Below are 26144 nucleotides of genomic sequence, written 5' to 3' on the forward strand. Positions count from 1 at the left end.
CCCCCTCTTTAGTGTTTCGTAGTGTAGTCACGTTTACGCGGTGCGATCAGTGATACATCAATATCTTCATAATGGAATTCAGGTGCTTGATCCAAGCCTTTGAATGTTGCCATAGTAGTTTTCATGAATTCCTCATCATTACGTTCTGGGAAATCAGGTTTGTAATGCGCTCCGCGGCTTTCATCACGGTTTAACGCACCAATTGTGATTACACGGGCCAATTGCATCATGTTTTGCAGCTGTCTAGTGAATGCAGCTCCTTGGTTACTCCATTTTGCCGTGTCATTAATGTTAATTTTCTTGTAACGTTCCATCAGCTCAAGAATCTTGTTATCCGTTTCTTTCAGCTTGTCATTGTAACGAACTACAGTAACATGCTGAGTCATCCACTCACCAAGTTCTTTGTGAAGGATGTACGCATTTTCGTTACCATCAAGAGACATGACTTCATTCCATTTCTCTTGTTCTTGTTTTTCGTACCCTTCATACAATGAAGAAGGAATGGATTCTGAAGTTTTAGCAAGGCCTTCAATATATTTAACGGCATTCGGTCCAGCGACTGAACCACCATAGATTGCAGAAAGAAGTGAGTTGGCACCAAGACGGTTACCGCCATGTTGTGAATAATCGCACTCACCTGCAGCGAATAAACCTTTGATGTTAGTCATTTGGTCATAATCAACCCAAAGTCCGCCCATGGAATAGTGAACGGCAGGGAAAATTTTCATTGGAACTTTACGAGGATCTTCACCCATGAATTTCTCGTAGATTTCAATGATTCCGCCAAGTTTAATATCAAGTAATTTAGGATCTTTATGTGATAGATCCAGGTAAACCATGTTTTCACCATTAATGCCAAGCTTCATGTTCATACATACGTCGAAGATTTCACGAGTCGCGATATCACGAGGTACCAGATTACCATAAGCAGGGTATTTTTCTTCAAGGAAATACCAAGGTTTCCCGTCTTTATATGTCCAGATACGTCCACCTTCACCACGAGCGGATTCACTCATTAGACGAAGTTTGTCATCGCCAGGGATTGCTGTCGGGTGAATTTGAATGAACTCACCATTAGCATAATTAACACCTTGCTGATAAACGATGGAAGCTGCTGAACCTGTATTGATCATTGAGTTCGTTGATTTACCGAAAATGATTCCAGGGCCGCCGCTCGCCATGATGACTGCGTCTCCAGGGAATGATTTGATTTCCATTGAAGTCAGGTTTTGTGCTACGATACCGCGTGCTGTTTGCTCATCATCGATAACAGCTCCAAGGAATTCCCAGCCTTCATATTTCGTTACAAGGCCTTCAACTTCATAACGGCGAACCTGCTCGTCCAATGCGTAAAGTAATTGCTGACCAGTTGTTGCACCAGCGAATGCTGTACGGCTATGTTGAGTACCACCGAAACGACGGAAATCAAGAAGACCTTCCGGAGTACGGTTGAACATAACACCCATACGGTCAAACATATGAATGATTGATGGTGCTGCTTCGCACATCGCTTTAACCGGCGGTTGGTTAGCCAAGAAATCTCCGCCATAAACTGTATCGTCGAAGTGGATATATGGAGAATCCCCTTCACCTTTTGTATTTACTGCCCCGTTGATTCCGCCTTGGGCACAAACTGAGTGAGAGCGTTTAACAGGCACTAAAGAAAATAAATCAACCTGTTGTCCCAGCTCTGCTGCTTTGATCGTAGCCATTAATCCAGCTAGACCTCCACCAACGATAACTATTTTACCTTTACCCAATTCTGTCACTCCCTTATTTCCATTAGCCAAGCTATGTTTTTCCTAATTCTTATAAATGAACTCTATCTTCTTATACGAATGCGAAAATTGCGCTGATTCCGATATAAGAAAGAAGAACGAAAACGATCAATGTAAAGTAAGTCATGATTCTTTGCGATCTTGGTGAAACTGTAAGACCCCAGCTCACAGCAAATGACCATAATCCATTAGCAAAGTGGAAGATTGCCGAGATAATACCAACAATATAGAACACAATCATGAATGGACTAGAGAAAATCTCTGCCATCATGTCAAAGTTAACTTCAGCACCCATAGCTGCTTGGATTCTAGTTGCCCATATATGCCAAACAAGGAAAATCAACGTTATGATTCCAGTTAGGCGTTGTAGCATGAACATCCAGTTACGGAAGAAACTAAATCTGCCTAAATTGTTTTTTGCTGTAAAGGCAATATAGATTCCGTACACAGCATGGAAAATGAGCGGTAGATAGATGACGACCCATTCTACCAAAATCTTCACGGGCGTAAATTCAATTAAATGAACTGCCCCATTAAAAGTCTCTTCTCCTTTTGTTGCCATAAAGTTTACAGATAAATGAAAAATTAGGAATAGACCAATTGGAATTACTCCTAGAAGTGAATGAAGCCTGCGATTCCCAAACTCACGATTTTTTGCCACTAAGTGCCCCCCCTTAATTTGTGAAAAATCATGCAAAGATAAACTGGTGGCTACCTTTTATCTCCGCGTGAAAATACAGTATAGAGTCAAAAAACTCCTCTATACTTCCTTTACAATTATGTGACATGTCCATTTTACTCCTGACTTCTATGTGCGTCAAGAAAACGGATACAAGAAATCTCTTTTTCAGAATAGATTTTATTGGATTATATTGGGTATTTTTTGTTTGTCAAGATGATATTTTGAATAAATTTCTAATTTAACTATTAATATCTCGGTATAATTTCTCATTTTTTTCCAATTGCTATTTAAATAAATAAAAAACAGTATAATTTGCAAAAGAAATACGTTTATAATAGATTTACAGAAAGAGGCGATAAACTATGAAAAAAAATATTGCTGCTGCGATAGAAGAAGAGATTCAAACGGAAGAAATTCAAACTGAAGAATTCAAAGTTCCAGCTTTCGGGTACGAATTAATCAGAGAAGTTCTATTGAACGATATTCTCGGAAAAGACTCTAATCAAATCCTCTATTGGGCAGGTAAACAATTAGCAAGAAAATTCCCATTGAATGGCGATCAGGAACTGATTGAATTTTTCCAAAGCGCTGGATGGGGCAATCTGGAAATCTTGAAGTATACGAAACACGAGATGCAATTATCCCTCACGGGTGAAATAATCAGCCGCCGCCTGGATTTACACCCTGATTGTCACTTCCAGCTTGAAGCCGGTTTCCTTGCCGAGCAGTTTTCACTGCAAAAAAAATTCCTCAGCGAATCAACGGAAGAAATCAAACGCCGCGCAAAAAAAGTGATATTCACCATCCAATGGGATCCCAGAGATCCAATCTAATGAGCCCTGAAAACAGACTTACCCTTTTTACCGGAAGTCTGTTTTTTATTGGACTCCTGACACTTAAGCTAGCACATTTGCATGCTGACCAAGTTTAAATGCTTCATGAAGGGATTCAACCGCCTTCACCATTTCCTTTTCATTGACGACGGTCGAAACTTTAATTTCCGATGTGCTGACCATTTTCACCTGGATGCCTGTATTGGCCATCACTTCAAACATTTCGGCAGCCACTCCCGGATTGGATACCATACCAGAACCGACGATGGACACTTTGGCCAATCCGCTCTCCGTTTCGACCCGGTCGAATCCCAATTGTTCTTTATTATTTTCCAGAACGATCAAGGCCGCTTCCGTATCTTCACTTTTTGTGGAAAAAGATAGATTCGTCGTATCCTCGGCAGTCATGCTTTGAATGATGATGTCCACATTGATCCGGTTTTTCGCAAGCGTCGTGAAGATCGTGGATAATGCACCAAGTGATTGGGGCAAACCATATATCGTGACCCTCGTAATACTGTCTTCAAAAGCAATGCCGCGTACAATTAAGTTTTCTTCCATAGTTGCTTCCTCCTCTATGATCGTACCTGATTCTCTCTCCATGCTTGAACGGACTTCAAGCGGAATTTGATAATTTTTTGCATATTCGACAGCCCTTGGGTGAAGGACGCCCGCCCCCAGGTTGGCAAGTTCCAGCATTTCATCGTAAGAAATGGATTGGAGTTTTCGCGCGCCTTTTATGTAGCGTGGGTCCGTTGTGAAAACACCCGTTACATCTGTATAAATATCGCATCTATCCGCATTAAGCGCTGCTGCGATGGCAACTGCCGTCGTATCGGAACCGCCTCGCCCTAAGGTAGTGATTTCCCCATTTGCATCGTTACCCTGGAAACCGGCTACGACCACTATTTTCTTCTCCTGAAGCTGGGCTTGGATCCTCGTGGCATCGATGTTTAAAATCCGGGCATTCCCATGAACGGATTCCGTTTGCATGCCAGCCTGCCAGCCGGTATACGAAATGGCTTCATGTCCTTCTTCAATCAATGCCATCGTTAACAGGGAAATCGTTACCTGTTCCCCAGTCGTCAATAGCATATCCATTTCCCTCTTGCTTGGGGATCCGGAAATATCACGCGCCATTGAAACCAATTGGTCCGTTGTTTTCCCCATAGCTGAAACAACGACGACAACCTCATTTCCTTTCTTCGCTTCCTCGATTACCCGATTGGCAACATTTTTGATTTTTTCTACGCTACCGACGGATGTTCCGCCGAATTTTTGAACGATTAATGCCATCCTCATGCACCCTCTCTACTTTTTAGGCAATAAAAAAAGCAATGAGAAATATCTCATTGCTGTGGTCACATATCTTAATACTGTAATCACAGTGAGATAGCTCTCCAGGGTATAAACCCTGACAATCCGCCATTTATTAAATGTCGGACCAGGAGGACAAGGTATGAGTCTTGTCTTCCTTCGGCGGCGTCCCCTTTCAAAACCTTTCATGGAAGCTCATACTTCTCCAGGTTTTTACTCTTGAATTCCGCACCTCTATCAGCACTTTTAAGTTGTCTAGTTAAAAATTCCTTTTAATCATAGCATAGAGATTTATCGGTAGCAAGATTATTCTTGTAATTTTCTAACGATTCCCTCGGCTACCCCTTTTGGCATGCCAGCTTCCATGATTTCCTCGGCCGTCGCCTCTTTGATTTTCTTCAATGATCCAAAATGCCTTAATAATTGCTTCCTTCGCTTTTCCCCGACTCCTGGAATATCATCAAGCTGGGAGTGAACCGCATTTTTCCCGCGTAGCTGGCGATGAAACGTAATCGCGAACCGATGCACTTCATCCTGAATTCTTTGTAATAGGTAAAATTCCTGGCTCCTTGAATCAAGAGGTACAAGTTCAAGCGGATTTCCGATCATCAATTGCGAGGTCCTATGCTTTTCATCCTTAATGAGGCCTGAAAGTGGAATATCCAAGCCTAATTCATTTTCCAGAATATCCCGTACCGCTTCGACATGTCCCTTTCCGCCATCAATGATGATCAAGTCCGGAAGCGGCAGCCCTTCTTTCAATACTCGTGAATACCTTCTTCTGACCACTTCACGCATCGATTCATAATCATCAGGTCCCTGGACAGTCTTGATCTTATATTTTCGGTACTCTCTTTTTTCCGGCTTCCCATCAATGAACACGACTAAAGCGGAAACGGGGTCACTTCCCTGGATATTGGAGTTATCGAAAGCTTCAATTCGATGCGGGGTGTAGATACCCAGTTGTTTCCCGAGGTTTTCCACCGCATTGATCGTTCTTTCTTCATCCCTCTCAATCAAAGAGAATTTTTCCTGAAGGGCGATGGAGGCATTTTTATTCGCCAATTTAAGCATGTCTTTTTTCGCTCCCCGTTTCGGGTGAATCGTTTTGACACCAAGCAGCCCTTCGGCCATTTCGGCATCCACAGATTCAGGCAGCAAGATTTCCTTTGGTTTAAAGTGGTTCGTAATCTCGTAAAACTGACCGAGGAATGTAAGAAGTTCCTGTTCGGGTTCATCGTAGACCGGAAAAAGCGAAACATCCCTTTCTATCAATTTACCCTGCCGGACAAAAAATACCTGAACGCACATCCAGCCTTTATCATAGGCAAAGCCAAATACATCCCTGTCGATGAAATCGGTCGTCATCATTTTCTGCTTCTCCATCGTAATATCGATGTGGGCAATCTTGTCACGGAACTCCTTGGCCCTCTCGAAATCGAGTTCTTCCGATGCCTCCAGCATTTTTTCAGTCAGTTCTTTTTTTATTTCAGTATGCCCGCCGTTCAAGAACCGGTTGATATCATCGACCATTTTTTTATATTCCTGTTCCTCTACATCATATACACATGGGGCCAGGCACTGACCAAGGTGATAGTAGAGACAAACGCGATCCGGTAACGTATTGCATTTTCTTAGGGGATAGATGCGGTCGAGCAATTTTTTCGTTTCGTTAGCTGCAAATGCATTCGGATAAGGACCGAAATATTTCCCTTTGTCTTTTTTGACTTTTCGCGTAATGATTAGACGCGGGTGGCGTTCCGCAGTCAGCTTGATGAAAGGATACGTCTTATCATCCTTTAGCATGACATTATATTTTGGGTCATGTTTTTTGATTAAGTTCAACTCTAAAATAAGAGCCTCGATATTGGAAGAGGTGACAATGTATTCGAAATCCTCAATCTCGTTCACGAGTCGAAATGTTTTACCATCGTGAGATCCCGTAAAATAAGAGCGGACACGATTTTTCAACACTTTCGCTTTGCCTACATATATGATCGTTCCCTGACGATCTTTCATTAAATAACAACCAGGTTGATCGGGAAGAAGGGCAAGTTTATTCTTTATTTGTTGATTCATGCATTCAGCCTCCTGTTCTCCCATTTTTACAATCATTATATATCAAGATAGCGAAAAAAGCTTCAAGTCCGCAGACTTGAAGCTTTTTTTAGCTATCTTACTATTACGCGTGTTTTGCAATAAGTTCAGCAAGTGCTTCTTTAGGTTGGAAACCAACAACCTTATCGACCACTTCACCGTCTTTAAGGACGATTAATGTCGGGATGCTCATCACACCGAATTTTCCAGCTGTTTCTTGATTTTCATCTACATCCACTTTTACGATTTTTGCTGTATCGCCAATTTCAGTATCAAGCTCTTGAAGAACAGGAGCGATCATTTTACAAGGTCCACACCATGGAGCCCAAAAGTCTACAAGAACGACACCTTCGCTAGTATCTGTTGTGAAAGTTTGGTCAGTTGCATTTACAATAGCCATATATATTTCCTCCTCAAATTTACTCAAATAACTAAAAACAGTATACCACTGTTGCTCAAATCGATGCTAATATTTTGCTTCAGTGGTAGGATGTCCAAAAAAAAAGTAACTATGCAGGCAAAAAAACCTCCCCATTAGCGCAAACAAAGGGGCAAGACATGTATCGGCTTATGCCGAATGTCTTGCCCCTCATCTGTATTATTTCTATTACGCGTTAACTTTAAGTTTTTTGAATTCTTCCGTAAGTAATGGAACGACTTCGAAAAGATCTCCGACAATTCCATAATCAGCCACATTGAATATGTTAGCTTCCGGGTCTTTATTGATGGCAACGATAACCTTGGAGTTGGACATTCCCGCTAAATGCTGGATCGCACCGGAAATTCCGCAGGCGATATAAAGATCAGGTGTTACGACTTTACCCGTTTGCCCGATTTGTAATGAGTAATCGCAATAGTCTGCATCACATGCTCCCCGGGAAGCTCCTACTGCTCCGCCAAGAACCTGTGCCAGTTCCTTTAATGGTTCAAAACCATCTTCACTTTTCACGCCACGGCCACCCGCGATGATTACTTTCGCTTCTGAAAGGTCGACCCCTTCACTGGCTTTTCTAACAACATCCTTAATGATTGTCCGTAAGTCCTTAATATCCACACTTAATGTAGAAACATCACCAGAGCGGGACTCATCTTTCGCTAATGGTTCGATATTGTTAGGACGGATTGTCGCGAAAATCACGCCAGCTGTAACAATTTTCTTTTCAAATGCTTTACCAGAATATATCGGGCGGGTGAAAACGATATTTCCGCCTTCTTCTTCAATGGATGTAACGTCGGAAATCAATCCTGATTCAAGTTTTCCAGCCAATTTAGGTGCAAGGTCTTTTCCTAAGGCTGTATGTCCAAAGAAAATTCCTTCCGGCTTTTCCTGCTCGATGACGGCAAGCAAGCTTTGCGCATATCCATCTGAAGTATATTGTTTCAATTGATCATTTTCGACTGCAATAACCCGGTCTGCACCATACTGGATCAATTCATTACCGAAATCCTGAACACTGTCACCAACTAAAACACCAACGATTTCCCCGCCATCCGCTGCAAGCTTAGCCGCACCGATAGCTTCAAATGATACATTTCTTAGTGAACCATCACGAACTTCGCCCAATACAAGAAACTTTCTAGCCATTTATAAAAACCTCCTGTGCTCTATTTTTCTTTTTGTCGTGTGTTGTTGTTTTGAGATGTACCGTATCGATTAAATCACTTTTGCTTCACTGCGTAATAACTGAACAAGCTCGGTAACTTGAGCACTGATTTCCCCGTCCAAAACTTTTCCAGCTTCTTTTTTAGCAGGAAGGTAAATTTCAATCGTTTTTGTTTTGGCCTCAACATCGTCCTCTTCCAAATCCAGGTCATCCAATTCCAATTCTTCAAGCGGTTTTTTCTTTGCCTTCATGATTCCTGGCAATGAAGGATAACGTGGCTCATTTAGCCCTTGTTGCGCTGTCACCAATAATGGAAGAGAGGCTTCGATCGTTTCAGAGTCCCCTTCGACATCACGGATAACGCTTACATTTCCATTTTCTATGTCCAATTTAGTAATGGTTGTAATATAAGGAATTCCCAAAATTTCGGCAACGCGTGGTCCCACTTGACCAGAGCCGCCATCGATTGCAACGTTCCCTGCAATGATTAGATCCGCATTTTTATCTTTTAAGTATTCGCCAATAATTTTGGCAGTCGTGAATTGGTCGCCATTTTCTATGTCGTCTTCTATATTTATCAATACAGCTTTGTCAGCACCCATTGCCAGCGCTGTGCGTAATTGCTTTTCAGCCTCTTCTGTTCCGACAGAAATAACCGTTACTTCGCCGCCTTGTGCATCACGCACCTGGATTGCTTCTTCAACTGCATACTCATCGTATGGATTAATGATGAATTCTGCCCCATCCTCATTGATTTTCCCGTTGGATAGTGTAATTTTTTCTTCTGTATCAAATGTTCTTTTCAGCAGTACATAAATGTTCACGATAATACCTCCCGAATAATTTGAGTTTTGAAGATTATGAATTTTATTGATATATAGTAATGTTCTACAGATTTCACCAAAATCCTGCATGATATATAAAAATAGTTATTTAAACCGAAACATCATTTCCCTTTGAATACAGCTTCCCTTTTTTCAATGAAAGCGGCGATTCCTTCTTGTGCATCGGCAGTATCGAAAGCCTGACCAAAGAGGGCAGCTTCCCTTTCCACACCTTTATGGTAGGAATCATGCTTGGAATAATTCAATAACTCAATGGCCGCCTTTAATGCCAGTGGGCTCTTCTTGGCAATTTTATTGGCTAGATCCTTAGCTTTTGGAATCAGTTCTTCATCCGTGAAGGCATGATTCGCCAATCCGCATTGCACAGCTTCGGTGCCTGAAATCGGTTCACTTGTAAACAGCATTTCAGCTGCCTTTGCCATGCCTACGTAACGAGGAAGACGTTGGGTCCCAGCAAATCCGGGGATTAAGCCCAACTGCAGCTCAGGCAAACCAAGTTTAGCCCTTTCGGTGACTAAGCGGATGTGGCAGGCCATAGCCAGCTCCAATCCTCCGCCAAGCGCCGCTCCATGGATGGCTGCAATGACCGGTTTTGGAAAAGATTCGATTTTCTCAAATACAGATTGACCATTCTTGGTCAGCTTCTCGAAAGCTTTCCCGTTTTTCACTTCCGTAAACTCTTTAATGTCCGCTCCTGCAGAGAAGAATCTTCCTTCACCATGAAGAAGGACAACCCGTACGGCTTCGTCTTTCCCAATTTGATCGAATGCCTGTGAAAGCTCTCCGATGATAGCCGAAGAAAGTGCATTTGCTGGTGCATGATCAATCGTTATAAAAGCCACATGATTTTCGACAGAAAGCTTAAGATATTCCATATCAATCCCTCCAGGCATGATAGTCAAACTTTTTTGATAATTCTCTATGTATCACTTCCAGTTAAAGCTGGAAGTTGAATTAACCGATTCTTTCGAGGATGGCTAGCCATCCTCTATTTAAATCGTTAACTTTTCAGGCCACAGCCGCCAATCAGCAGGCGGTGAACGTCTGGTGCAAGGTCAGGAAGCGAATACTTTTGCTCATTCATGACCCAAGTCGTCACAGTTTCATCAATCGTTCCAAAAATCATCTGCCTGGCAAGTAAATTATTTAAATCAGGCAGGAATTCGCCGTTCTCTTTTCCTTCTATAATGATCTGATCGATTAAATTTAAATACCCTCTTAACACATCATTGATCCTAAGGCGCAATTCTTTATTCGACTGTCTTAATTCCAACTGAGTGACAATTGCTAAATTCACGTCTTCTGAAAGGTTTTGAAAATGTTTTTGGATGAGCACATGCAGTTTTTCCGAAGCAGTGGTCTTTCCTTTTATCTCTTCTTCGATCTGTTCCACAAAATACCCCATCTTTTCATGGAATAATGATATTAAGATATCTTCTTTATTTTTAAAATAAAGATAAATGGTGCCATCCGCTACGCCTGCCTGTTTGGCGATTTTGGATACTTGGGCTTGATAGTAACCGTTTTGGGCAATGACAATAACGGCCGCATCAATAATTTGATTATACTTTGGTCTGTTGCTTTTCACTGGATGTCCCCTTTCAGAAAAATGAATGAACCATCATTCATATTTCTATCATAAAATGATGACCCTTTACTGTCAAGCAAAACCTTATATAAGGCTTCTGACATTTCACTTCTGTTCATTGTACAGCCACCATCCATAGATTGTCCAGCTGTTCTGCAAAACGGAGCCCTCTTCCGCTGCTCCGTTAAAAGGGGGTGCTTGTTTAAGCTTCTTTTCTTTCCTCGGATATTTTTTTCTTTTCTTCCTCGATAAGGACTCTTCTCAGGATCTTCCCTATCGTCGTTTTAGGAAGTTCATCCCTGAATTCATAGCTTCGCGGCACCTTATACGAAGCCAGGTTCTTTCTGGCAAATTCATTCAATTCCTCTTCAGTGACCCTGGCATTTTTTTTCAGGACGACATAGGCCTTGACGGTCTCTCCTCGATAAGGGTCAGGGATGCCTGCCACAACTACTTCCTGTATGGCCTCATGCTCGTATAGCACCTCTTCCACCTCACGTGGATATATATTGAAACCCCCTGCAATGATTGTATCCTTTTTCCTCTCGACGACATAAAAGAACCCCTGCTCATCCATATAACCCAGATCGCCAGTAAGCAGCCAGCCATTTTTAAAGGTTTTTTCCGTTTCATCCGGACGGTTCCAATAACCTTTCATTACCTGTGGTCCTTTTATGGCAATCTCGCCTATTTCATTCGGAGGAAGCTCTTCATTGGATTCCAGGGACAGAATCGCCGAGTCAGTGTCCGGCCACGGCAGTCCAACGCTTCCTTTTACACGCGGCTGATCCCAAATGAAATTAGCATGTGTCACAGGTGAGGTTTCTGAAAGTCCATAGCCTTCAACTAGCTTCCCGCCGGTAATCTTCTCAAACTGCTCTTGAACCTCTAAGGGCAAAGATGCAGAACCGCTAATACAGGCATTGATGGAAGAAAGATCATATTTAGCGATATCCGGATGGTTCAAGAGGCCGATATACATCGTTGGCGCTCCTGGAAACATGGTCGGTTTCTGTTTTTGGATGGTTTTAAGCGTCGCTTCGACATCAAACTTCGGCATGATGATCATGGTGTTCCCTTCCATGACGGAAAGAACCAAGACCGTAGTCATACCGTACACATGGAAGAAAGGCAGAATCGCAAGGATCCTTTCCTCACCGCGCTTATTTTTGTAAAGCCATGCATTGCACATTTTCGTATTTGCCAGCAAGTTCTTATGAGTAAGCATGACCCCTTTGGGAAAGCCAGTTGTCCCGCCTGTATATTGCAAAAGGGCAAGGTCATTATTGACATCGATCGGCACAGTGTCGACTTCTTCAGTGATCTTTCGTTTCATGATTTCGGAAAATAAATGATGATTCCCTTCATGCTCCACATTGATGACAATGCCGTATTGCTTTTTTTGAATAAAAGGATAGATAAGATTTTTCGGGAAAGGTAAATATTCCTTGATAGCGGTTACAATTATATGTTCAATATCCGTTCTTGATGCCACTGCAGAAACACGGGGAAATAAAATATCCATCACTAAAATCATTTTCGCTCCGGAATCTTTCATTTGATATTCTAATTCACGTTCAGTATAGGTTGGGTTCGTTTGAACCACGACTCCTCCGGCCATCAATATCCCAAAAAAGCTTATGACACCCTGAGGGCAGTTAGGTAGCATGACGGCAACGCGTTCGCCTTTTTGAAGTCCGATACTTTTTAAATAGGCTGCAAACTTTAAAGCAGATTCATGCACTTCCCGGAAAGTTAATTCTTTTCCCTGGAAATGAATCGATACTTTATCAGGGAATTCCTCGGCTGATTCCTTCAAAAAAGAATAAAGAGGTTTATCTTCGTACGACAAAACAGCGGGTATCTGTTCCGGATAAATAGCTTGCCATGGCTTATTGCTCATATGCCCCCTCCTTCTGAATATTCTCAATACTCTTAATCATTATAATACAATCGGGATTTTCTTACAATTGCCGAATCAGAGTATAAAGACCTTACAATGAAAAGCTGGATAGTATATATGTCCTGTTCTACTGCTTCCGAGCCTCCTCGGCACAAGCGCCTGTGGGCCCTCGGCTAGCCAGTTATTCGGCAGGAGTGTCGCAAATCTCTTCCATCCTTAAAGGAATACTGTAAAAACTATGAAGAATAATCTAGTTTACTTTTAAAATTTTGGTTCGGGGCGAGAGCAATTCGGAACTCCTTTTGCCGGAAAATTGATGGAACCGCAAGACTGAAGACGAATTGGAGAAGGAGAGCCAGTTTCCCTACAATATTTCTTTAAAAAAAGTTCCAGTTGATTTCAGAAATCCGCTCCCTTTCCGCCGACAGTCTGCCAAGCCTCCTCGACGCAAGCGTCTGCGGTGTCTCGTCTAGCCAGTTATTCGGCAGGAGTGTCGCAAATTTCTTCAATCGATTGAGGATTATAGTAAAAAAACATGAAGGATAAACTAGTCTTAAACATGGTTTATATGAGCCTGGCCTGCAGTTTTTCTTTTAAAACACAAAGTTGATTGGAACGGAAGATACGAGACTCCTGCAGAAAAGCGTGGCATGGGAGACCCCGCAGGCGCAAGCCAAGAAGGCTCCCCGACCGCCCGCGGAAAGCGAGTGCCTGGAGTGGAAATCAACGTTCCCATTTTACAAACGCAATTAGTAGACAAAAGGGTTCTAACTAAATAAAAACTAAGTTGATTAGAATGGAAGGTACGAGACTCCTGCGGGAAAAGCGTGGCAGGGAGACCCCGCAGGCATGCCGAGGAGGCTCCCGACCGCCCGCGGAAAGCGAGTGCCTGGAGTGGAAATCAACGTTCCCATTTTACAAACCCAGAAAAAACTGTCGGCAAACAATTATTATCTAGTTTTTAACAAAACGTTCTATCTAAATAAAACAAAGTTGATTGGAACGGAAGGTACAAGACTCCTGCGGGAAAAGCGTGTCTAGGGGAGACCCCGCAGGCGCAAGCCGAGGAGGCTCCCCGACCGCCCGCGGAAAGCGAGTGCCTGGAGTGGAAATCAACGTTCCCATTTTACAAACGCAATTAGTAGACAAAAGGGTTCTAACTAAATAAAAACTAAGTTGATTGGAACGGAAGGTACGAGACTCCTGCGGGAAAAGCGTGGCAGGGAGACCCCGCAGGCATGCCGAGGAGGCTCCCGACCGCCCGCGGAAAGCGAGTGCCTGGAGTGGAAATCAACGTTCCCATTTTACAAACCCAGAAAAAACTGTCGGCAAACAATTATTATCTAGTTTTGAACAAAAGGGTTCTATCTAAATAAAACAAAGTTGATTGGAACGGAAGGTACGAGACTCCTGCGGGAAAAGCGTGTCTAAGGGAGACCCCGCAGGCGCAAGCCGAGGAGGCTCCCCGACCGCCCGCGGAAAGCGAGTGCCTGGAGTGGAAATCAACGCTCAAATTTCACAACCCCTCAAGAAAAAAAATAAAGGATATTCAAATTTTCTTTAAGATCACAGATTGGGGAGAGCATTCCGATCCTCTTTTGTCGTCTACTGAAAGGTGTGGCTCTACTCCTTAGTTTTAATTCTATACCAATACTTATATTTTTCTTCAAACCCCAATTTTCCGTATAAGCTTAAAGCAGGTGCGTTCGTTTCTATCACCTGAAGATAAGCATTTTTTGCTCCATTTTCTTTACCCCAATGCAATAGATTACGAATGAGTATTGCACCATTGCCTTGGTTTCGAAAGTTTTCATGGGTAATGATATTGTACAGGCCTATGTATTCGTCTTCCAAAACACCCAGTCCACTTGCTGTAACGGTTCCACCTTCATCAGTCAACAACATAAAGCATGTTTTTGGAATGATATTCCCTAACATCTTTTTCAGGATGGTTTGATCATGATCATCAATATTACTTAGCAGGCAGAAATCGTGAAACCATTCATCATGTAAATGATCATACTTTATGACATTGGTTTCATTCGGTGACTCTGTATCTGCCAAATTCAATACCTGGACACTTGTTGTTCCTTCAAGGGCATAACCAGACTCTTCCAGCACACGATCCAAGTTGATAGGGTTTGCCTGTGGAGTCACTTTGTACACGGCCTTATCATTCCTTGCAAAATATAATTGTTCACAATTCGAAATTTTCTTTTTCACATTTTCATTCGATTGATAGATGGGGGTGATGGAATTCGCCCTTTTCGTATATCCATCCGCAAATCGGATAACCCATCCATCATAGATTTGCGTTTGCATGGCGGGTAAAGCATTCAGCGATAATTCTTCAATCTTCTGTATCCATTTGGACTGATCCATATTCCGCCTCCTCTTCAAAAGTCTATTTGACCATTATTATTATACATGGCCCCCCATTTTTTTTAATAGAACCAAATAAAAGAAGCGGCACACTGGCCGCTTCAGTTGAACAATGTCATATAAATGATTCCAAACAGAAAAAAGATTCCGCAACAAACAATTAAGACTTTTGCAAGTTTCTCCACAGCTTACTCCCTCTCATGAAGGGCATTAAGAAATTCCGGCGCCGATGACAAAAGATAATGCAATTGATATGATCATCGATAGGAATCCAACTGCCCGATTATCTTTTTGTATTTCTTCATCTATTTTAAATCCAGGAGTCATAAATTCAAAAATGAAATAACCGATCAACAGCAGGACAAAACCGTAGACGCCCCAGCCAATCATGGTAAGAAGCGAATTCTGATGGAGAATGGACTGTTGGAATACATAGGCGATCCCAAAAATTTTACCACCTGTTGCCAACGCGACAGAAATGTTTCCCTGTTTGATCTCCTCCCAGTTCTTGTACTTTGTGACAAGTTCAAAAATGGCTAAAAAAACAATCATGCACAGAATAACGACACTGTAACGAGCAGCTATATATACATATTCATTTTCCCACATATTCTCCATGGTCCAACTCCCGAATGGTAACTAGCCACCCGGCTTGGCTGAATTGCCGGAATGACCGCTTTCCTTTATTTAAATTCCACCACCGTAACACCTGTTCCGCCTTCACCGGCTTCGCCGAAGCGAATCCTTTTGACAGAGCGGTGATTTTTCAAGTATTCCTGGACCCCGGACCGAAGAGCACCCGTCCCTTTACCATGAATGATGGAGACACTCGAATAACCGGCCAAAAGAGCATCATCAACGTATTTTTCCACTCTTGATATGGCATTTTCAAAGCGTTCTCCACGAAGGTCAAGTTCGACGCTAACGTGATAATCGCGGCCTTTGATCGTGGTAAGCGGCTTTGTTTCTTTTACTTTTGTGCTCTTGATGAATTCCAGGTCAGACTCCTTCACTTTCATTTTCATGATGCCGATCTGAACCTGCCATTCATTATTTGAGACCTTTTCAATCAAGTGACCTTTTTGACCAAAGCTTACGACCTTTACTTCATCTCCAGGTTTCAAGCTTTTATCCAGCGGCCTCGCAGCTTTATTTGTTGTTTTTTTCACTTTAGGCGCTGCTTCTTCAAGCCGTTTTTTTGCATCGATCAGTTCATGCTCTTTAACATCGGCATGCTTTTCAAGTCGCAGTTTACGTAAGTCGGCAATGATCGCTTCCGCTTCCCTTTGTGCATTTTTAACGATTGCCGCTGCCTCTTTTGCTGCCTTTTCAACCATCGCATCCCGTTCTTGATGGTACTCATCAATTTGCTTTTGAAGGTTTTTATGAAGAATTTCCGCCTGTTTCAGGTGATTCTTTGCTTCCAATTCCTCTTCTTCAGCCTTCTTGCGGCTGTCTTCAAGGGACGCTATCATATTTTCAACTTTATTCGTATCCTCACCGATATGGCCGCGGGCGTTGCTGATCACGTTTTCTTCCAAACCAAGGCGCTTGGAAATTTCAAACGCATTACTCCGCCCTGGTACACCAATTAAAAGTTTATAGGTGGGACTCAAGGTTTCCACATTAAATTCGACGCTTGCATTAATGACGCCTTCCCGATCATATCCATACGCTTTTAATTCCGGGTAATGTGTCGTTGCAATCACACGTGCTCCGCGCTTATACACTTCATCCAAAATGGAAATGGCCAAAGCTGCACCTTCCTGTGGGTCAGTTCCCGCTCCAAGCTCATCGAATAAAACAAGACTGTCATAATCGACATGCTTAAGGATATCGACAATATTGACCATATGCGAAGAAAATGTACTTAAGCTTTGTTCAATCGACTGTTCATCGCCTATATCGGCATAAACAGAGGAAAACACAGCCGTTTCGGAACCATCCAGCGCAGGGATCTGCAGACCGGACTGGGCCATTAACGTACAGAGGCCAATCGTTTTCAGGGTAACCGTCTTACCACCTGTATTCGGACCGGTAATGACGATTGTCGTAAATTCATCACCAAGAAAAATATCATTGGCCACGACGACATCATTCGGAATGAGCGGGTGTTTCGCTTTGAATAATTTTACGCGCCCCTCATTATTCAGAATCGGCTTGGATCCTTTTATCGCTTTTGCATATTTTGCCTTGGCGACAAGGAAATCGATTTGTGCCAGCACTTTGACATTATGAAGCAATTCAGGGGTGAACGCACCGACTTTTTCCGATAGTTCGACCAATATCCGTTCTATTTCCTGCGTTTCCTTCACTCGGGTTTCCTGCAGGACATTATTCAGCTGAACGATTGCTTGCGGTTCAATGAACAACGTCTGTCCTGATGATGATTGATCATGAATGATCCCGCCATACACACTGCGGTATTCCTGTTTTACCGGGATGACGAATCGGTCATTCCGGATGGTGATGATGGCATCGGATAACATGGTTGATGCATTGGAAGAACGGATCATACTTTCCAGTTTTTCCCTTACACGACTTTCATTCGTCCGAATTTGGTTTCTTAGGGTACGAAGCTTGTCGCTGGCAGAATCCATCACTTCGCCATGTTCGCTTACTGCATACGTAATTTCCTGCTGCAAATCAATCAATGGATGAAGGGAATCGATATATTCGGCTAAAAGCGGAACATCAATCTCCTGCTCTGCCAGTTCTTCGAAGAAACGGCTTAAGATCCTGCCGGCACGAATCGTACTCGCAAGTTCCATCAATTCCATCGGTGAGAGCATACCGCCAATCTGTGCCCTTTTTGCATGCGGACGGATATCGAAAATCCCGCCCAATGGCAAGTTACCTTTCAACCTTACGATTTTGGCAGCCTCATCTGTTTCTTCCTGCCATCTCGACACTTCTTCAAAATCCGTGGAAGGCATCAATTGCTCCGCCTTTTCTTTTCCTATGGATGAGGATGCGTGTGAGATTAATTGTTCTTTTATTTTATGAAATTCCAATGTCTTTAAAGCTTTATTATGCATGGAGTTAAAGCTCCTCCTTATTTATGGGCAAATAGTTAATCATTTCTCTTTAAAAACGCCAATAAGCCATCCGTATCCCTTGCATTAAGAACCGTGGATTCTTTAATCCAGCCCTTTTTGGCTGACGAGACCCCCACAGGCATATGTTCAAGCATGTCGATGCTGTGGGCATCCGTATTGATCACGATCGGAACGCCTGCTTCCTGAGCCTTGCGCAGATGCGGAGGTGCCAAATCCAATCGGTTCGGATTCGCATTCAATTCCAAGGCCGTATTCGTTTCACGGGCCAGTTCGATCAGCATTTCTATATCCACATCATATCCGGTGCGCCTGCCGATGATCCTTCCCGTTGGATGTGCGATGATATCTACATGCGGATTATTCAGAGCCGTTTTTAAGCGCTCCATGATCGTTTCCCGAGGCTGTGAAAAGCTTGAGTGAATCGATGCAATGACCAAATCCATCTCTGCAAGCAGCTCATCGTCATAATCAAGTGTCCCATCAGGAAGTATATCCATCTCTATCCCGGAAAGAACCGTAAAGTCAGTGTATTTTTCATTAAGTTCATGGATGATCCGTTTTTGTTCACGTAAACGTTCAGCGGTCAAGCCGTTCGCCACTTTCAGATATTGCGAATGATCGGTGATGGCCATATATCTATACCCTTTTGCACGGCATGCTTCAATCATTTCTTCAATCGTATGAGCACCATCACTCCATGTGGTATGCATATGCAGATCACCTTTAATGGCCTCTAAAGATATGAGAGGTTCATTAGCATCATAATGCTCCACTTCCGTTCCGTCTTCACGCAGTTCTGGGGGAATGAAAGGAAGGCCAAAATGATTATAAAATTGTTCTTCCGTTTCAAACGTCAATACATCACCGGTTTCAGTCACTTCCACCCCATATTCGCTGATTTTCTCTCCGCGATCTTTAGCAAGCTGGCGCATCCGCACATTGTGATCCTTCGAACCTGTAAAATGATGAAGTGTCGTGATGAATTCCTTATCCTTAACGATTCGGAAATCGACAGAAATGTCATATTCATAATCAAGCACGACCGATACTTTTGTATCACCGGCCGCAATCACTTGTTTTATCCCTTTTATTGCAAGCAGTTGATTCTTAACCTCTTCGGGATGATCTGTCGAAATGATGAAATCGAGGTCCTTGATTGTTTCCCTCATACGCCGGATGCTGCCCGCCCTGGAAGAACGGATGATGTAATCCATGTTAGCAAGGGCCGTTTCAATATCAGCCGCAATCGGTCTCATGAAGGCTAGGGGCAGCCGATCGGGCCTTGAACCCGCCTCGGCAATTGCAGACAGGATCTTCTCTTCCGTTTTTTTGCCGAAACCGGCAAGCGCCGCGACCCTGCCTTCCTCACAGGCGATTTTAAGATCATTCACATCTTTGACATGCAGCTCTTTATGAAGCTTGGCAATTTTCTTACCGCCCAAACCTTGAAGCTGCAGAAGCGGAATCAATCCTTTTGGCACCTGATCCTGAAGCTCTTCAAGTACAGTCGATTTCCCTTCATTTATATACTCCTCGATGACGGATGCCGTTCCTTTCCCGATTCCATTCAAAGCGGTAAAATCTTCGATCTCCGTCAGGCTCCGGTCATCCGTTTCCAAGGCGCCCGCTGCCTTTCGGAAAGCTGAAACCTTAAACGGGTTCTCTCCTTTTAGTTCCATATATATTGCAATTTTTTCTAATAGTTTAATGATATCTTTTTTATTAATTGTCATTTAATTCACCGCCGAAAAAATTAGTAGGGTGTCCCATGTTCACTTTCTTAAAGATACCTTTCTTGGAGGTAAAGTACAAGCAGTCAGGTTCTTAACCTTCGAATCAAATAGAATGAAGCTACATGCCGCTACATAAAAAGGGGCCTCCCCCGTGTTCAAAGTATAGGAATCCAGGACTTTGAACACGGGAGGCAGGCCCTCTTATACTGACATTAAGATTGTTTTACATCATGAAACCAAAGTTCCTTCACTTGCTCGGAAAGGAACGGCGTATGTTTCACGATCGATTCTGCCAGAAATGAGCCAGTTAATGGTTTCTGGATGGAATCCATTGGCAGCATGGCAGCTATATATAATATAATAAACATGATAAGATAGACTTCGAGAAAACCCAATATCCCTCCGCCCCAGCGATTCAGCTGCTTTAATATCGGTAGATGGGTAATGAAATTGAGCATGGATCCTATCATTTGCCAAAGAATCTTGGCAGCAAAGAAAATGATTGCAAAGGCTATTGCATTGTAATACGCCGTATCAAGCCCGACTGTATTGAAAAACATATTAAGGGTCGAGGAATCACCCATCGTTGGGAACGGAATCCATAATTTCAAATTGGGAGCAAGATCTCCGTAAAATACATAGGCGACGATGAAGGCTACAATGAACCCAGTCATATGAACCGTTTGTAAAATGAAGCCACGCTTTAAACCGATTAATAAACCGATTAAAAGAATGGCCAGAATTGCTAAATCAAGCATGTACTCAGTCCTTCTCTCTCTTTAATTCCAGTTGAAGCTGGTCTAGTTCATCTTTTAATTTAATATATTCATGGATAGTATTCACGGCCGTTAGCACCGCTAGCTTGCTTGTATCCAAGTGTGGATTTTTCATCCTGATCTCTCTCATTTTTTCGTCAACCATCGAAGCGACCAGGCGCATATGACTTGCGCTTTCTGTGCCGACGATTGTATATGGCTGTCCGTATATATCAACTGTTGTTTTATTTCGTTTATCGTCTGACAAAATGATGCCCCCAATCTAAACAATCCTAATTCTATCATATCATGAAGTTTTTCGTCATGAAAGAGAGTACATCGTCATTTCTTGCATTAAAATTTCAATAATTTGTCAAACGATATCGAATTTAGGAAGAAGATTACATAATAAACAAAATGAAGTTAGGAGCTAACCCATTATGTCCCATGTTGTTTTACTTATCAGTCCTGAACAAATAAAGGCGATGAAGTCCCATTATTCTTCATCCTTGGCCGCCAAGCAGCCGCCGGGGAGCATCTTTTCCGCCAAACCGCCGCTATGTACGGTGACGGCCTATAAATCCGGGAAGGTCCTTTTTCAAGGTAAGAATGCCGAAATAGAAGCGGTAAAATGGCAAAAGGGTACCACTGCTGCGGCTCCAAAGAAAAAAACGGCATCCTCTGCATCGGTCAACGTCCATCGATATTCGCCACCTGCAAATATCGGAACCATGTCAGTGATTGGTTCAGACGAGGTCGGAACAGGAGACTATTTCGGCCCGATGACCGTCGTAGCCGTATATGCCAAGAAGGAGCAACTCGCTCTATTAAAGGAGCTTGGTGTCCAGGATTCCAAAAATCTGAAAGACCCACAGATCATCGACATTGCCAAACAGATTAAGGATGTAGTGCCCTTCAGCCTGCTCACATGCGACAACCCGAAATATAATGCGCTGCAGGCAAAGGGAATGTCACAAGGAAAAATGAAGGCACTCCTCCATAACCAAGCAATCAAGAACCTCATGCAAAAAATCCAGCCAGAACAAGCTGAAGCCGTCCTTATTGATCAATTCGCTCAACCAGAGGTATTTTTCAATTACCTAAAAGGTCAAGAACTATTCCAAGCTAATGCTACCTATCTATGCACAAAAGCGGAAGGCATTCACCTTGGAGTGGCAGCCGCATCCATCCTGGCCCGATATGCATTCGTCAAACGCTTTGACTTGCTGAGTGAAAAAGCCGGATTCAAAATCCCTAAAGGTGCCGGATTTGCAGTCGATGAGGCGGCCGCAAGATTGATTCACGAAAAAGGAATCGATTCATTACACGAATTCACGAAAACCCATTTTGCCAACACAGAAAAAGCGAAGCGACTCTATCAACAGAAATATCATAAATAGAAGAAAGCGGCTGATCTTCCTGAACAGCCGCCTTTTTCTCGTGAAATTGTGCGGTTTATCCGGAGTTTACGCCATTTACTCGTGAATTTACGCCATTTACTCGTGAGTTTACGCCATTTACTCGTTAATTCACTATTTACTCGTGAGTTTGCTCGGTTTACTCGTGAATTTACGCCATTTACTCGTGAGTTTGCTCGGTTTACTCGTGAGGTTGCGCCATTTACTCGTGAATTTGCGCGGTTTACTCGTGAGTTCACCATTTACTCCTGAGTTTGCACCTTTTACTCGTAAAATCAAAAAAGACAGCTCCCCATGATTCAGGGAGCTGTCTTTTTGGTTTTATCCTCTTAGCTCTGCGCCGGCTTTTTCTTTAACGGCTTCAAGCACTTTATCATGTGCTTTTGTAATGTCCTCGTCCGTCAGGGTACGTTCCGGGTCGTAGTATTTCAGTGAGTAGGCAATGGATTTCTTGCCTTCCTCCATTCTTTCACCTTCGTATAAATCGAAGATGCTTACTTCTTTCAGCAGTTTGCCGCCGGCTTCTTCAATAATATCCTGAATGTCCCCGGCTTTCGTGGCTTGATCCACAACGAGCGCGATATCGCGTGTGGTTGATGGATAGCGCGGAATCGTTTGGTACGCTATCGGTGCTACTTCTGCTTCGGCCAATGCTTTTAAGGAAAGTTCGAAAATGTATGTTTCTTTAATATCCAAGTCTTTTTGGACAGTTGGGTGCACTTGGCCGATAAAGCCAATTACTTCACCATTCAATAGTACTTCCGCTGTCCGTCCTGGATGCATATCGTTGATTTCCGCTTGGCGGTAACTGATTTGATCAGCTAATCCAAGTGTGTCGAATAATGCTTCGATCACGCCTTTGGCTACAAAGAAATCCACTGGTTTCTTTTCACCCTGCCATAGATGTGACTCCCATAGACCGGTGATTGCTCCAGCAACATGTTCTTTTTCTTCAGGCAGTTCTTGTTCGTCACGCTTAAAGAATACCGAACCGATTTCATACAGTGCCAGTGAATCAATTTGGCGGGCATTGTTATATTTCACGACTTCCAGCAATTGAGGCACGATGCTTAAACGCAGCTGGCTTCTTTCTTCACTTATTGGCATTGCCAATCGAATGGATTCTCTTGCTTCCAATGCGAATTGGGACGCTTTTTCCTGGCTTGTCAGTGAATAGGTCACTGCTTGATAAAGGCCTGCGCCTTCAAGTGTACGGCGTGCCTTCCGCCGTTTAATTTGATAGTCTGTCAATTGTCCTGGATTAGCAGAACCGATCGGCAGTGTTACGGGGATGTTATCGTATCCGTATAAACGTGCAGCCTCTTCGACTAAATCGGCTTCAATCGTAATATCACCACGGCGCGTCGGGACAGTGATCGTGAATGTTTCATTGTCAAGTTCCACGCCGAATTGCAGACGTTTGAAGATTGATTCCACAACTGATACAGTCATGCTTGTTCCAAGGAGTGTGTTGATTTTTTCAAGTGTAATGCTAATGACCGCAGGTTCCATTGACAATTCGTCAACTTCTGCTGCTCCTTGTAAGACTGTTCCGCCTGCATATTGTGCAATCAATTGTGCAGCACGTTCCCCTGCTTCACGAACACGTGCCGGGTCGACGCCTTTTTCAAAGCGGGCACTAGCTTCACTGCGTAATCCATGGTCCTTTGAAGCTTTGCGAACTACTGTACCAGCAAAATATGCACTTTCAATAATGATGTTCGTCGTATCATTTTTGACTTCGGAATCCGCTCCGCCCATCACACCAGCAATCGCAACAGGCTCACTGCCATTCGTGATCACTAAATGGTCAGGTGTCAAAGTGCGTTCCGCCTCATCCAATGTTACGATTTTTTCAGCATCCTTCGCTCTGCGGATGACGATTTCCTTTGAACCAAAGCGGTCATAATCAAAGGCATGGAGCGGTTGGCCGTATTCAAGTAAAATGTAGTTCGTGATATCCACCACATTATTATGAGGTCGGATACCTGCAGACATCAACCTAGTCTGCATCCAAAGCGGTGAGGGTCCGATCTTAACATCCTTGATGATTTTAGCCATGTATATCGGGTTATCTTCTTTCGCTTCCACTTTGACACTGATATAATCAGTTGCTTTTTCAGCTGCCTCTTCTTTCTCGACTACCGGCCATTTCACTTCCCGGCCTAGAATGGCTCCCACTTCGTATGCAACACCAAGCATGCTTAGCGCGTCGGAGCGGTTTGGAGTCAGCCCAAGTTCCAGCACTTCATCACTTAAACCAAGTTCCTCCAATGCATCTTTCCCTACTTCCACATCATTAGGGAAGACGAAGATTCCTGTAGCATAATCCTTGGAAACAAGCTTGGATTCGAAGCCCAATTCTTGAAGCGAGCAAATCATTCCGTGCGATTCTTCTCCGCGAAGTTTCGCTTTCTTGATTTTGAAATTACCTGGAAGAACTGCACCAACAGTAGCGACTGCGACTTTTTGGCCTTTATCGACATTCGGTGCCCCACAGATGATCTGAACGGGATTTTCGGCCCCGATATCAACTTGGCATTTATTCAATTTATCCGCATTTGGATGTTGTTCGCGTTCTAAGACATGCCCGATGACGACCCCTTTTAGCCCTTCACTTTTCTTTTCCACCCCTTCAACCTCAATGCCGCTTTTCGTGATTTTGTCAGCAAGCTCCGTCGCATTGATGCCTGAAAGGTCAACATAATCTTGTAACCATTTATATGACACAAACATGGTAGGTCCTCCTTTTTAAAATAAAAATTTATGCTTCGTGATGGTTGAATTGTTTTAAGAATCGAACATCATTCGTATAGAAATGACGGATATCGTCCACACCGTACTTCAACATGGCAATCCGTTCCACGCCCATTCCAAATGCGAATCCAGAGTATTTCTTGGAATCGAAGCCAGCCATCTCAAGGACGTTCGGATGAACGATCCCAGCGCCAAGCACTTCGATCCAGCCTGTTTTTTTACATACGCTGCAGCCTTTACCGCTGCAGATTTTACAAGAAATATCCACTTCGACGGAAGGCTCAGTAAATGGGAAGAAACTTGGACGAAGACGGATTTCACGGTCTTGCCCGAATACTTTTTTCGCAAATACGTCTAGCGTTCCTTTCAGGTCGCTCATGCTGATGTTCTCATCGATGACCAAGCCTTCAATTTGCTGGAATTGATGGGAGTGTGTCGCATCATCGTTATCCCGGCGATATACTTTTCCTGGGCAAATGATTTTAACAGGGCCTTGACCTTTATGTTTTTCCATCGTTCTGGCTTGAACCGGTGAAGTGTGCGTCCGCATCAGGATTTCATCCGTGATGTAGAAGGAGTCCTGCATATCACGTGCCGGATGGCTTTTTGGCAAGTTAAGTGCCTCGAAGTTGTAGTAGTCACTCTCGACTTCAGGACCTTCCGCAACCGTATAACCCATCCCGATGAATAAGTCTTCGATTTCTTCCACGATTCGTGTTAATGGGTGAAGATTCCCCTTGTTTACCGGACGTCCTGGAAGTGTGACGTCAATCGTTTCAGTTGATAGCTTTGCATTGACTGCCGCGGTTTCAAGCGCTTTTTGTTTCTCCTCGATCTTTGTTGCGATCGCTTCACGTACTTCATTGGCTAGTGCCCCGATTTTCGGGCGCTCTTCGGCAGATAATTTACCCATGCCGCGCAATACCTCAGTGATTGGCCCTTTTTTCCCCAAATAAGCAACACGGACTTCATTCAGTTCTTTTAATTCGGAAGCGGCGGCAACTTTTTGCAACGCTTCTTCCTGCAGTTCTAGTAAACGTTCCTGCATCATGTCTTCCTCCTTTATTTTCCTTTTGTAAAAATGAACACAAAAAAACCCCGATCCCTAAAGGGACGAGGTTTATGTATCGCGGTACCACCCTTATTAGTGCATAAACAAAAAAACTTCTGCACTCACTTCATTAAAAATAACGGCTCTTCACCGGAACATTTTTCGGACATTCTGTCTTCCCAATGCCAACTCGAAAGGCGAATTCACTTAAGCAGTGCCATAAAAATGCTTTCAGTCAAGGCATTTTCTCCCTGGATATGGTTAACTTTAAGCTACTACTCTTTGTCATCGTTGTTTTCATTATAAAATTCTGTTTTATTATATTATAATTCTTCGGCCGTT

General features: G+C 43.2%; 22 protein-coding genes, 1 riboswitch and 1 other annotated feature. Of the genes, 3 read left to right on the forward strand and 19 right to left on the reverse strand.

The genetic code is table 11. The features are described 5' to 3' along the window. Window positions 1–8: 8 nt before the first annotated feature. Together sdhA and NYE65_RS04765 are read right to left on the reverse strand one after the other, a co-directional pair. Window positions 9–1760 carry a succinate dehydrogenase flavoprotein subunit gene (sdhA, locus tag NYE65_RS04760; RefSeq protein ID WP_034311432.1) on the reverse strand — a complete coding sequence of 584 codons (1752 nt, stop codon included), beginning with the start codon at window positions 1758–1760 and terminating at the stop codon, window positions 9–11. A 70-nt stretch (window positions 1761–1830) separates the two neighbouring features. Then, window positions 1831–2439, reverse strand: a complete 609-nt coding sequence (locus NYE65_RS04765; RefSeq protein WP_063575535.1) for a succinate dehydrogenase cytochrome b558 subunit — start codon at window positions 2437–2439, stop codon at window positions 1831–1833. A 383-nt stretch (window positions 2440–2822) separates the two neighbouring features. Here NYE65_RS04765 and NYE65_RS04770 point away from each other — a divergent pair, with 383 nt between their 5' ends. Beyond that, window positions 2823–3293: a YslB family protein gene (locus NYE65_RS04770; protein ID WP_340859955.1), complete on the forward strand. Its 471-nt coding sequence runs from the start codon at window positions 2823–2825 to the stop codon at window positions 3291–3293. Between the two features lie 63 nt (window positions 3294–3356). On the opposite strand, the gene NYE65_RS04775 is transcribed toward NYE65_RS04770, so the two are convergent. From NYE65_RS04775 to NYE65_RS04815, 9 genes are all read right to left on the reverse strand, one after another. Next, entirely contained in the window at window positions 3357–4589 is a 1233-nt protein-coding gene (locus NYE65_RS04775) for an aspartate kinase (protein WP_098186884.1), read from the reverse strand. A gap of 89 nt (window positions 4590–4678) precedes the next feature. After that, a riboswitch (Lysine riboswitch) is annotated at window positions 4679–4855 on the reverse strand. Between the two features lie 61 nt (window positions 4856–4916). Next, window positions 4917–6689: an excinuclease ABC subunit UvrC gene (gene uvrC, locus NYE65_RS04780; protein WP_053535876.1), complete on the reverse strand. Its 1773-nt coding sequence runs from the start codon at window positions 6687–6689 to the stop codon at window positions 4917–4919. Between the two features lie 103 nt (window positions 6690–6792). Next, on the reverse strand, window positions 6793–7107 hold the full coding sequence (gene trxA / locus NYE65_RS04785) for a thioredoxin (protein ID WP_034308995.1): 315 nt from the start codon (window positions 7105–7107) through the stop codon (window positions 6793–6795). Window positions 7108–7314: 207 nt separating this feature from the next. After that, the gene (locus NYE65_RS04790) at window positions 7315–8292 is read right to left on the reverse strand and encodes an electron transfer flavoprotein subunit alpha/FixB family protein (RefSeq protein WP_268590975.1); all 978 of its coding nucleotides are present in this window, start codon (window positions 8290–8292) and stop codon (window positions 7315–7317) included. A 69-nt stretch (window positions 8293–8361) separates the two neighbouring features. Then, window positions 8362–9135, reverse strand: a complete 774-nt coding sequence (locus NYE65_RS04795) for an electron transfer flavoprotein subunit beta/FixA family protein (RefSeq protein ID WP_057276670.1) — start codon at window positions 9133–9135, stop codon at window positions 8362–8364. Window positions 9136–9257: 122 nt separating this feature from the next. Next, on the reverse strand, window positions 9258–10031 hold the full coding sequence (locus NYE65_RS04800; RefSeq protein ID WP_057276671.1) for an enoyl-CoA hydratase: 774 nt from the start codon (window positions 10029–10031) through the stop codon (window positions 9258–9260). A gap of 125 nt (window positions 10032–10156) precedes the next feature. Then, the gene (locus NYE65_RS04805) at window positions 10157–10744 is read right to left on the reverse strand and encodes a TetR/AcrR family transcriptional regulator (RefSeq protein WP_053535880.1); all 588 of its coding nucleotides are present in this window, start codon (window positions 10742–10744) and stop codon (window positions 10157–10159) included. Beyond that, entirely contained in the window at window positions 10741–10863 is a 123-nt protein-coding gene (locus NYE65_RS04810) for a hypothetical protein (protein ID WP_340859956.1), read from the reverse strand. The genes NYE65_RS04805 and NYE65_RS04810 overlap by 4 nt, the downstream gene beginning before the upstream one ends. Window positions 10864–10946: 83 nt before the next feature. After that, window positions 10947–12647, reverse strand: a complete 1701-nt coding sequence (locus NYE65_RS04815) for a long-chain-fatty-acid--CoA ligase (RefSeq protein ID WP_057276672.1) — start codon at window positions 12645–12647, stop codon at window positions 10947–10949. 849 nt (window positions 12648–13496) lie between these two features. Between NYE65_RS04815 and NYE65_RS04820 the strand changes: the two genes are divergently transcribed. Next, window positions 13497–13688, forward strand: coding sequence for a hypothetical protein (locus NYE65_RS04820; RefSeq protein WP_340859957.1), 192 nt, complete (start codon window positions 13497–13499; stop codon window positions 13686–13688). 582 nt (window positions 13689–14270) lie between these two features. On the opposite strand, the gene NYE65_RS04825 is transcribed toward NYE65_RS04820, so the two are convergent. The 6 genes from NYE65_RS04825 to zapA all read right to left on the reverse strand — a co-directional run bounded on the left by NYE65_RS04825 (window position 14271) and on the right by zapA (window position 20844). Then, a complete protein-coding gene (locus NYE65_RS04825; protein WP_340859958.1) occupies window positions 14271–15029 on the reverse strand; it encodes a GNAT family N-acetyltransferase in 759 nt (252 codons plus the stop codon). A gap of 210 nt (window positions 15030–15239) precedes the next feature. Continuing rightward, window positions 15240–15647 carry a DUF350 domain-containing protein gene (locus tag NYE65_RS04830; RefSeq protein ID WP_328176280.1) on the reverse strand — a complete coding sequence of 136 codons (408 nt, stop codon included), beginning with the start codon at window positions 15645–15647 and terminating at the stop codon, window positions 15240–15242. A 65-nt stretch (window positions 15648–15712) separates the two neighbouring features. Then, complete coding sequence (locus NYE65_RS04835; protein ID WP_340859959.1) at window positions 15713–18067, reverse strand: endonuclease MutS2; 2355 nt, start codon at window positions 18065–18067, stop codon at window positions 15713–15715. 35 nt (window positions 18068–18102) lie between these two features. Beyond that, on the reverse strand, window positions 18103–19821 hold the full coding sequence (polX, locus tag NYE65_RS04840; RefSeq protein WP_340859960.1) for a DNA polymerase/3'-5' exonuclease PolX: 1719 nt from the start codon (window positions 19819–19821) through the stop codon (window positions 18103–18105). A 212-nt stretch (window positions 19822–20033) separates the two neighbouring features. Next, a complete protein-coding gene (locus NYE65_RS04845; protein ID WP_034309018.1) occupies window positions 20034–20579 on the reverse strand; it encodes a CvpA family protein in 546 nt (181 codons plus the stop codon). Between the two features lie 4 nt (window positions 20580–20583). Then, window positions 20584–20844 carry a cell division protein ZapA gene (zapA, locus tag NYE65_RS04850; RefSeq protein ID WP_034309021.1) on the reverse strand — a complete coding sequence of 87 codons (261 nt, stop codon included), beginning with the start codon at window positions 20842–20844 and terminating at the stop codon, window positions 20584–20586. 172 nt (window positions 20845–21016) lie between these two features. On the opposite strand from zapA, the gene rnhC reads away from it, so the two are divergent. Continuing rightward, window positions 21017–21976 carry a ribonuclease HIII gene (rnhC, locus tag NYE65_RS04855; protein ID WP_063575527.1) on the forward strand — a complete coding sequence of 320 codons (960 nt, stop codon included), beginning with the start codon at window positions 21017–21019 and terminating at the stop codon, window positions 21974–21976. Window positions 21977–22315: 339 nt separating this feature from the next. Here the strand turns inward: rnhC and pheT are convergent, their stop codons facing one another. Together pheT and pheS are read right to left on the reverse strand one after the other, a co-directional pair. Next, window positions 22316–24730: a phenylalanine--tRNA ligase subunit beta gene (gene pheT / locus NYE65_RS04860; protein WP_096337872.1), complete on the reverse strand. Its 2415-nt coding sequence runs from the start codon at window positions 24728–24730 to the stop codon at window positions 22316–22318. A gap of 28 nt (window positions 24731–24758) precedes the next feature. After that, window positions 24759–25799, reverse strand: coding sequence for a phenylalanine--tRNA ligase subunit alpha (gene pheS, locus NYE65_RS04865; RefSeq protein ID WP_340859961.1), 1041 nt, complete (start codon window positions 25797–25799; stop codon window positions 24759–24761). 58 nt (window positions 25800–25857) lie between these two features. Beyond that, window positions 25858–26100 (reverse strand) — a binding site (T-box leader). Window positions 26101–26144 lie beyond the last annotated feature (44 nt).

Origin of the sequence: Peribacillus sp. FSL R5-0717, assembly GCF_038002945.1 — a bacterium.
Taxonomy (GTDB): Bacteria; Bacillota; Bacilli; order Bacillales; family DSM-1321; genus Peribacillus; species Peribacillus frigoritolerans.